Raw genomic sequence first — 7,634 nt, 5'->3', positions numbered from 1 at the left:
AGCCGTGGCGCGCTGATCAGCCCGGCCCATGCCGGAGAGCACGGCGACTAATGCCGCCAGCTACACCACGCCGCGGGACACGATCCAGGCGCATAGCTCAAACATTTCGTCCGGGAGAATAATGCCGGAGGCCCTAACCTTGGCATTCCATCAACAATACCCAATAGCCCTCCTGATCGAAGCGCATCTAAACACCTCCATTTCAGGCGTTAGTCGAGCCCGCATTGATCAGGGTCACCCTTCTTGGTTCGCAGGAGGAGGCGGTCGCCCCTCTACAATGGCTTCTTCAAGTGTCGCCCGTTCAGGGCCGACGGAAAAAGGGCGCACAAGGCGCGCCCTTCATTTCGATCGGCTATCAGCAGCGCCTTCACCTTTCGTTGTTAGAAGCGGTAGGTGACACCTGCGCCTATCAACCAGGGATCGAGCTCCGCCTTTCCCGTCTGCTTCGCGCCGTCCACTGTGACGTCGAAGTCTGGCTTGAGGAAAAGCTTCTTCACATCGAAATTGACGCCCCAATGCTGATCCACCATGTAGTCGAACCCGACCTGCAGCGCGGTGCCGAACGTGTTATTAACCTTGAGAGCATCGGCACTGCCGGCATGCTGGTTATAGAATATCGTGTAGTTCACGCCGGCGCCGACATAGGGCTTGAAAGCGCCGAAATTGGCAAGATGATACTGCAATGTGAGCGTGGGCGGCAGAAGCCAAACCTTGCCGACATTGCCCAGCGCGCCGATCGCTCCTTGGCCCTCAATGTTGGCATAGGTGGTGCCGAGGATAAGCTCCGTGGCGATGTTGTCCGTGAAGTAATAGGAGATATCGAGTTCGGGCGTCACAGTGTTCGAATATGAAAGGCCGGAGCCGGGCACTGCATTGACGTAGCCCGAATCCTCAGTAATGACCCCCAACGCGCGCAGGCGGACCTGCCAAGGATTTGGCCATTCCGTGACCGCGGCTCCAGCCTGCTGGACGCTCGCGGCTTGCGCAAGCTCGGCCGCCACGGCCTGCTGTCCCATCAGAATCAGGACGATCGCCGCTGTTACGCCCCGCGCCACGCCCATTCGCTTTCTCGCCATGATATTCTCTCCTTGCTCTTCAGAAATGATGCACTGAACTACGAAACTCTTGCAAAGTGCGTGAGATTGGCGGAGCGCTCTCAGTCCTTGCCGCAGCGCGTTTGCGGATAGTCTTGCACGTGTCGTGCCAAACGAGAAAATCATTTCACAACAATGACATGGCTCTGACTGCCGTGTGCCTCATGTCGACTTTGTCGCAGACCCGACAACGAGTGCAGCCGTGACCGCCCTGATAGAACCTCCTGTGCGAGCTCGGTGGGCACTGCGGAATAACAGTGAAGCTCACCGCCAACTGGCCGAGCTTCATCTACGTCGGCGACGGGGCGATTGACACCACGACGTCGCCGGTGTCGAGCACGGCACGGCCTGAGGAGCTCCGCGGCGGCGATCATCGAATGACTGCGTTTACGAGGGCTCCCATTCCTGGCCGACCGGTAGGCGCGCGAAAGACTGCTGCCTCATCCCTCCGCCTGGATTGAGCCGCAGGGATGGAATGGCGTCGTGCTTTGGACCGGCAGAATGGTCCTAACCAATTCTGTTCCGGCTATCTGTACAGAGATTCATCGATGCGCTTAGGCCGGGCATCCGCCCATCCGCGACCATCTGAGCATGAGCATCGATCCTTCACCACCATAGAGAATTGCTTCCCCATGAGAGAGGCCTCGCGGCGGACATGAGTTTGCGTCACTCTTCATGTCGAGGCCTCCGAGGATATAGGGATCGAGCCAGTGCAACAGCACGATAGGGCAGGAGCTGGGAGCTCTTGCAACTGCTGAGCTCGATGGACACGGCACATCGTGATCTGTCCGGCAGAGACGCAGGGTTCTGCACTGTCCGTTCATGAAGACTGTGCTGGTCTCCATAAGAGAAGTATTCTGATGCAGAGGGTGCCCGATTAGCTATTCGGAAAAAGGCGACATCCGAAGTGCAAATCGGGCGCCCCCCCTGAAGCGTCCCCCTCAATGTCGGATTTCGGACAGGATCGTAAATCCGCCAACCCTTTGTTTAATAAAGTTTCCTTCTCTGGCACGGCCTATGCATGGGACTCTGCGAACGCATCAGCGAGACGCCGTCCATGATCATGCGCACCGAAAATGCCGTCGCCGTAGTGAACACCGCGCTCTCGCCTGCCATCAAGCCGCCGAAAGGCCGGCGCGTCACGGTCGGGCCGGCGATTGGGCCGGCTTCAAACACCTTAATGGGCCTGCAAAGCGTCTCGCGTGACGGCGACGCCATCCAGACCAACGGAAAGACATACGTCGTTGCCCCACGTCGCCGGCATGACCCCTCGATTTCACCGCGCTGGAATGCTCCGGTCTACATTCGACGACCGAACGCGCTGGACAAATTCTCGCAAACCCGGTCGGGACCGGTGCTCCGAACGTCCGCGAGGGGGGGGCAGCGGCTGCGGCCGATATTCGCCGCGAACAAGCCGCCTAGTGGGAAAACTCTATAGGAGGAAGCAGTGGAGTTATCTTGCGTTGGGGTCGGTGCTGGCCCGTCCAATTTGAGCCTTGCGTGTCAGCTACACGAACAAGTTGGGAAAGGTGCGGTGTTCCTGGATCGGCAGGTCGACTTCCGCTGGCATCCAGGCAGTGCATTCGATTCCTCGGAGCTCCAGGTCAGCCACTTCAAGGACTTGGTCACTCTAGTGAATCCGCGATCAGCCTACACTTTCGTCAACTTCCTGCACGAGAACGGGCGTCTGTATCACTTCCTGAACGCACAGTTCGAAGCCGTGCTTAGAGTGGAGTTCGAACAATACCTGAACTGGGTCTTCCACAGGAACCCACTTGTGCGTGGCGGCGAGACAGTGCGCGAAATCCGCTTTGACGGCGAGTTTCGGGTGCGGACGGATAAGGCGGTTCTCGGCGCCAGAGACGTCGTGGTCGGCATTGGCAAGCAGGCGCAAATTCCGCCTCAGTTCCAGGGCTGGACTGGACGCAACCTGTTCCACTCATCTGTTTTACTGCACATCCACCCTGAGGTGCGGAGAAAGCATGTCTGCGTGGTCGGCGGAGGACAGTCGGGAGCCGAGGTGATGTTGCATCTTATCAGCCTGCCGAAAGAACGGCGGCCTGCCTCGATCAATTGGGTCTCGCAGCGCGAAAATTATCTGCCTCTGGACAACAGCCCGTTTACAAACGAGTTGTTCATGCCCTGCTTTTCGGATCGTTTCGCGGCCATGAGCGAGTCGCAGCGTAAGCTGCTCCTGCGGCGTTTCGTGCTTGCCTCGGACGGCATTTCAGAAAGCACGTTGCGGGCGATCTATCAGGCGCTCTACCGCCACGCATTTTTCGAGCCAAACCGATCCGACATCACACTGCGGCCGGGCTGCACCGTCTCGCACTGCATCAACGCCGGCGCGGGTCACAGGCTAACCCTGCAGCACGGCATGGTCGAGGTCGAAGAAGTCAGGGCTGATATCGTCGTGCTGGCCACCGGTTACGAGAACGCGATCCCAGACTTCTTGGAACCTATCGCGCACCGGCTGGAGCATATCGACAATGAATTAGCTATTCGCGAGGATTTTTCGGTGAGCTGGGACGGACCGCGTGACAGACGCATCTTCGTACAAAACGCGAGCCTCGGGCAGCGCGGCCTGGCCGATCCGAACCTAAGCCTGCTGGCCTGGCGCGCGCGCCGCATCCTCGATAGCCTTCTTGGGCGCGCGCCATGCGCGAACCCCGAGCATCCTGGCTTCATCAGCCATACGTCGATCGAGAGCTGGCCCACCCCCGTAGCCGAAGAAATGGGCAGCGGGATATGACTCGTAAACTTCTGATCATCGGCGGTGGCATCCTGGGAATGATGTCCGCCTCCGCTGCGAAGGCCGGAGGCTTCTCCGAAATCATCGTGACCGAACAAGTTCTTGGACCAAGCGGCGCATCGCATTATTCTGGGGGCGTGCATTTCCCCTACCATTGTCAAGGCCGTACCAGGTCGCGCACTCGAAAGAGCGCCGTGGTCTTGGGGGCCATGGCTGGGTCGGCGGTCAGCGGATGGTGCCGGCCTTTAACGATGCGTGTCGTGGCTGGACCGGGTGAGGCGGTTGATCCGGCCCAGTTTACCGAAGCCCTGGACCCGGCTGAGCATGACATAGGCAGTCACGCGCCGAGCTTCTGCGGACAAAATCCGTCGGAGCGGTACGCACTTAGCATCGCCGTCCCACATGCGTGGGCGTCTCCGTGGACCGCAACTAGCCAGCGCCCGACTGCCCTAATTGGGTCCGACCAACCAGTCTTTCCAACAGGAGGCTTTTCGCATGTTGACTGATACACAAAGAGACAAGTGGCAGAAAGACGGATACGTCAGGCTCGAAAGCTTCTTTGCGCCAGCGGCTCAGGAAGATATCTCTAATTTTGTCGAAGATGTGTCACGCTGGGATGTCAGCGATGATAAATGGCTCATGTGGTTCGAGAAGACGACGGACAATCGAAAGATCATATCCAAGATCGAGAATTTTCTCGACTTACATGATCCATTGCTTCTTTTGCTCTTAGAAGATCAGCGCATAAAGTCAGCAGTCGATGATTTGCTTGGAGAAGATTCGCGCAGGCTCAAGGAGTTGCTTATTTTCCACTACCCCGACAGCGGCGGCTATCTCCCGCATCAGGACATTTATCACATTCCACACAAACTCCCCGACCGGATGGTCCATGCGGTGGTTGCCATAGGCATCGACGATTCCGACCCGGAAAACGGCGGGCTTTTCTTCAGCCCCGGCAACCACAAAAAGGGGGTCTTTCCCATGGATGCCGGTGGGGTGATCTATCCTCAAGTCGCCGAAACGTTCTCCTGGGAACCCGTGGTATGGAAGGCTGGCGACATCTTCATCTTCGACAATTACGCACCGCACTACTCACGACCCAACAAAAGCAATCCTTCTCGGCGGACACTCTACTTGGTGTTCCAGCGTGCCTCAACCAGTGGGCCGACCCGCGCTGAATATAACGTGCTTAAGCGCGCCCTTAACCCGCCCGAGGGCAAAGTGGCCGATCTCGAGAATCTCAAGCCCCCAAATGGCATCTTCTATCGCGATTGAGCTCACGCAGCCAGGCGGAGGCATGCACACGAACTGATCGACCGCGCTCAAAAATGCGCGGACGGTATGGCGGTCTGATTTGCGGGCTCGCGGAGCATCGGACGCTTTGGAAAGTGGATTGTGGAGGTGGTCGCAGGCGGTCTTCTGTGTGCCTACAGCCCGACTAGCGCCCCCTTGGTCGCCCGCCTGCCGGCCCAGAGCTGCACTATCCTGGCCGGGCCGCCAACGGGTCGGGCTGCCGTTTCTCTCCATGAAGTGCACTTGAGGCTGTTCGTTGGCAGCCGAAGGTCCGTCCCACTCTTCAACAGCTTAGGTTCGTTGTCATGCGCAAATACACGTTTTCTCGAACGGAGCTGTCGCGGGCGTTCGGCATCGACACGGCCACGCTTGGAACGGGCAGCGCTCGCACCGGGTTTTCGTTTGGAAAGGTTGGACCGGGGGTCACATCCGAGCCCCATCGGCACGACGAAGTCGAGGCCTTCGTGGTCCTGTCTGGTGCGGGCAAGGTCACCACCGACCTTGGGGAAATCTCGGTCGAGGCCGGCGACGTCGTCCTGTTCCATCCTTTTGAAGCGCATGTGCTGCGCAATGACGGGAACAAAGACCTGGATTTCGTCGATGTCTACTGGCGAGACGGCGAGGCCGCCCTTGATGCCGCTGCAAAGACCACGGCTCCACGCGGGCCGACCTTCGTCTTCTCCGCGCCGCCAACGCCAAATGGCGATCTGCATCTGGGGCATCTTTCTGGCCCCTATTTCGGCGCCGACGTCTATACCCGTTTCCTGCGCATGAAAGGAGTCGAGGCGTATCACCTGACCGGAAGCGACGATTACCAGAGCTACGTCGCGACACGCGCCGCTAACGATCAATACACGCCTGCAAACGTGGCGCGCTACTACTCCGACGAGATTCGCGCCACGCTTGCACTTCTCGATTGTGACGTCCACAGCTTCCAAGCCACAATGGGCGATGACGGTTACCGCGAATTTCAAGCCGCGTGTTTCCGAACTCTTCTGAGCAGCACGGCGGTAGATCTGCGCCAGAGCCCTGCGCTTTTCGATGCTGTGACAGGCCACTATCTTTATGAGCCGGATGTTAGAGGCCTCTGCCCCGATTGCGGCGGCTCCGCCGCCGGCAACATCTGCGAGGAATGCGGCGCCCCAAACCTTTGCCATGACCTGGGTGCAGCGCGGTCACGGCAGTCTGCCGAAGCGCCGCTGGTCGGCTCCCTCCGCCGTCCGGAACTTGTCCTGGACCGCTGCTACGACAATATCGACCGGCATCTAAGGGCATCAGGCGTCCCGCTACGCATCTTGGATCTCTTCGCGCGCCTACGCCAACGCGGCGAATTTTCAGTGCCCATTACCCACCCCTCGGACTGGGGCCTGCCGGCCGAAGGGTTCCCGGGGCAAGTGATCTGGGTCTGGCCGGAGATGGCCTTCGGTTTTCTTTACGCAATCCAGGCGCTCGGCCGCTCGCTGGGTCGCGACTGGAAGGCGGAGGTGCCCGGCAGCGATTGGCAGATTGTCCATTTCTTCGGCTTCGACAATTCCTTCTACCACGCGCTACTCTACCCTGCTCTTTACGCCGAGGTCTTCCCCCACTGGACGCCGCGCATCCACTATCACGTCAACGAGTTCTACCTGCTCGACGGCAAGAAGTTCTCAACCAGCTGCCGCCATGCGGTCTGGGGCAAGGAGGTTCTGAGCCCAAAGACAGTCGACGTCGTGCGCCTCCATTTGGGCCTGACACGCCCGGAAGGGGAGCGGACGGATTTCACGCTGGACGGGCTGCGCCGCACCGAGAAGGAGGTCTTCCAAGGCATTTGGCTGAACTGGCTTGATGCGTTGGACCAGGAAATCAAGCAGGATTTTGCCGGCCGTATACCCGATGCAGGCGACTGGAGCCCAGTCGACCGCGCCTTCTTTGCTCGGATAGAGATCTATCGCGCGGCGATGGAACGGGCATATTCGGACGAAGGCTTCTCGGTCCGGCACGCGGCCGCTCAGGCCTGCGATTTCGTGCGCGATTGCGTGATCTACCGTCGGGCGCGAGACTATGCGGCTGCGCGATGTTTCTATCCAGCCCGTAATCGAACTTCGCTAGCCCTTCAGACGACGGCCGCTGCGATCATGGCACCGACAGTCGCTCCGTTAATGCCCCGATTCGCCAGAACGCTGGCGCGAGGCATCGATGGCGTCTCAACCGAAACATGGCCCCGGTCCGTCCAGCGCCTCGCACCCGGGACGCGCTTTGATCTCAGACCCGTGTTGGTGTTCTACGCCAAGTCCGGCAATCCTCACCTCGATGAGGAGGAAGCACTATGAGCCCAAAGCAGCACCAGTGAGCTGTCCCAATCTCGACCAGATCTGCGCGGCAACCAAATCCGACCATGCCAAATATGCTGTCACTGGGGCGACCAAGCCGCCATCAAACGGTAGATACTAGATTAGCTGACCTGAACCAGCGCGTCGTCGACAACCCTGGCCCGCGGCTTCGAGGACCGCTCGGCC

At 59.3% G+C, this 7,634-nt stretch carries 4 protein-coding genes; 3 read left to right on the top strand and 1 reads right to left on the bottom strand.

Annotated features, from left to right (window positions below; genetic code table 11):
* Positions 1-380: 380 nt before the first annotated feature.
* Positions 381-1,076 (bottom strand): OmpW/AlkL family protein, encoded by a 696-nt coding sequence (locus tag NKJ78_RS18560; protein WP_502901624.1) that lies wholly within the window; start codon positions 1,074-1,076, stop codon positions 381-383.
* A 1,465-nt stretch (positions 1,077-2,541) separates the two neighbouring features.
* Here NKJ78_RS18560 and NKJ78_RS18555 point away from each other — a divergent pair.
* From NKJ78_RS18555 to NKJ78_RS18545, 3 genes are all read left to right on the top strand, one after another.
* A complete protein-coding gene (locus tag NKJ78_RS18555; protein ID WP_352562597.1) occupies positions 2,542-3,846 on the top strand; it encodes a lysine N(6)-hydroxylase/L-ornithine N(5)-oxygenase family protein in 1,305 nt (434 codons plus the stop codon).
* A gap of 495 nt (positions 3,847-4,341) precedes the next feature.
* A complete protein-coding gene (locus NKJ78_RS18550) occupies positions 4,342-5,121 on the top strand; it encodes a phytanoyl-CoA dioxygenase family protein (protein ID WP_352562596.1) in 780 nt (259 codons plus the stop codon).
* Between the two features lie 323 nt (positions 5,122-5,444).
* Positions 5,445-7,448: a class I tRNA ligase family protein gene (locus tag NKJ78_RS18545; protein WP_352562595.1), complete on the top strand. Its 2,004-nt coding sequence runs from the start codon at positions 5,445-5,447 to the stop codon at positions 7,446-7,448.
* The last annotated feature ends 186 nt before the right edge of the window (positions 7,449-7,634 follow it).

The organism is Mesorhizobium sp. M0037 (assembly GCF_040323635.1).
Lineage (GTDB): Bacteria > Pseudomonadota > Alphaproteobacteria > Rhizobiales > Rhizobiaceae > Mesorhizobium.
This window is presented reverse-complemented; position numbering and strand designations above follow the sequence as displayed.